This window comes from Methylibium sp. T29-B, assembly GCF_000576225.1.
Classification (GTDB): domain Bacteria; phylum Pseudomonadota; class Gammaproteobacteria; order Burkholderiales; family Burkholderiaceae_C; genus Methylibium; species Methylibium petroleiphilum.
Window position 1 is genome coordinate 1 of sequence record NZ_AZSN01000340.1, and the last position, 1,518, is coordinate 1,518.

The following is a 1,518-nucleotide window of genomic DNA, read 5'->3' on the forward strand; positions in this document are numbered from 1 at the left end:
CCGGCGGCGAGGCCGGCGCGCTGGGGATCAACCGGGTCGAGCGCGCGCCCGGCACGGCCGGCCGGCGTGGCGCGATCGAGGAGCTCGGGCCGCTGGGATCGGTGGCGATGGAGCCGGGCGACGTGTTCGTGATTGAGACGCCCGGCGGCGGCGGCTACGGCTCGCCCGGGCTTTGACGCTCGGTCGGCACGGGCGGTGGCTGGCAGATACCCAAGCCGTGGCAGAGGACTTTTCCCGATGTGAGAATGAACGTTTATTCAGAGCGTTCTGATCATCAATCTGGGAGCCGTCGCTGCCGTGGCGCGCCCCGACCCGACGAGGTGCCAGATGGTTTTCCCGCGAGTTTCGATGCGCCACGGGGCGCAGATGGCCGTCCTGTCTCTGGCGGCCCTGCTGGTGGCCTGCAGCCGCGGCGGCGCGGCCAACGCGCCGGCTGCCCCGCCGCCGGCCGAGGTGGGTGTGCTGACCGTCAAGCCGCGCACCGTGTCGCTGCAGAACGAGTTGCCCGGCCGTGTTTCCGCGCTGCTGGTGGCCGAGGTCCGGCCGCAGGTCGGCGGCATCGTGCTGACCCGTGACTTCCGCGAAGGCAGCGATGTCCGCAAGGGCCAGACGCTGTACCAGATCGATCCCGCTCCCTTCCGCGCGGCCTTCGGCAGCGCCCAGGCCACGCTCGCCCGGGCCCAGGCCAACGTGGTGGCGGCGCAAGCCAAGTCCGACCGCTACAAGGAGCTGGTGCAGATCGACGCGGTCAGCAAGCAGGCGGCCGACGAAGCCATTGCGGCCGCCCTGCAGGCCGAGGCCGATGTCGCCGCCGCCAAGGCGGCCCTCGAGACCGCGCGCATCAACCTCGCCTACACGCGCATCACCGCGCCGATCTCCGGCCGCATCGGCAAGTCCAGCGTGACACCGGGCGCGCTGGTGACCGCCAACCAGGCGCAGGCGCTGGCGACGGTGCAGCAGCTCGACTCGATCTACGTCGACGTGACGCAGTCCAGCGCCGAGTTGCTGAGACTGCGCCGCGAACTGGCCGCCGGACGCCTGAAGACCGACGCGGCCAACCAGGCCGCGGTGAAACTCAAGCTGGACGACGGCACGCTGTATCCGGTGAGCGGCAAGCTGCAGTTCTCCGATGTGACGGTCGATGAGCAGACCAACTCGGTGACGCTGCGCGCGACCTTTCCCAATCCCAAGCAACTGCTGCTGCCGGGGCTGTACGTGCGGGCGGTGCTGGAGGAAGGCGTGCGCGAGAACGCGATCCTGGTGCCGCAGCAGGCCGTGGCGCGCGACAACCGCGGCAACGCGATCGCGATGGTGGTCGGGGCCGACGGCAAGGTCGAGCAGCGCGCGGTGCAGGTGCCGCGTTCGGTCGGCAACGAATGGCTGGTCGATGCGGGTCTGAAGGCAGGTGACCAGGTGGTGTTCGAGGGGCTGCAGAAGGCCCGCCCCGGCGCGCAGGTGAAGGCGGTGGAGCGGGTGCCGGGCGCTGGCGCCTCGGCGCCGGCTCCCGCGGCTTCGGCG

Annotated in this window: 2 protein-coding genes; both read left to right on the top strand. The window is 71.2% G+C overall.

Annotation, left to right across the window (positions count from 1 at the left end):
• Window positions 1-176, top strand: a 176-nt coding sequence (locus Y694_RS27305) for a hydantoinase B/oxoprolinase family protein (RefSeq protein WP_197028848.1), incomplete at its 5' end; no start/stop codon positions are given.
• Between the two features lie 172 nt (window positions 177-348).
• Window positions 349-1,518 (top strand): efflux RND transporter periplasmic adaptor subunit (locus tag Y694_RS21750; protein ID WP_036236675.1); only part of this gene is annotated, 1,170 nt, incomplete at its 3' end.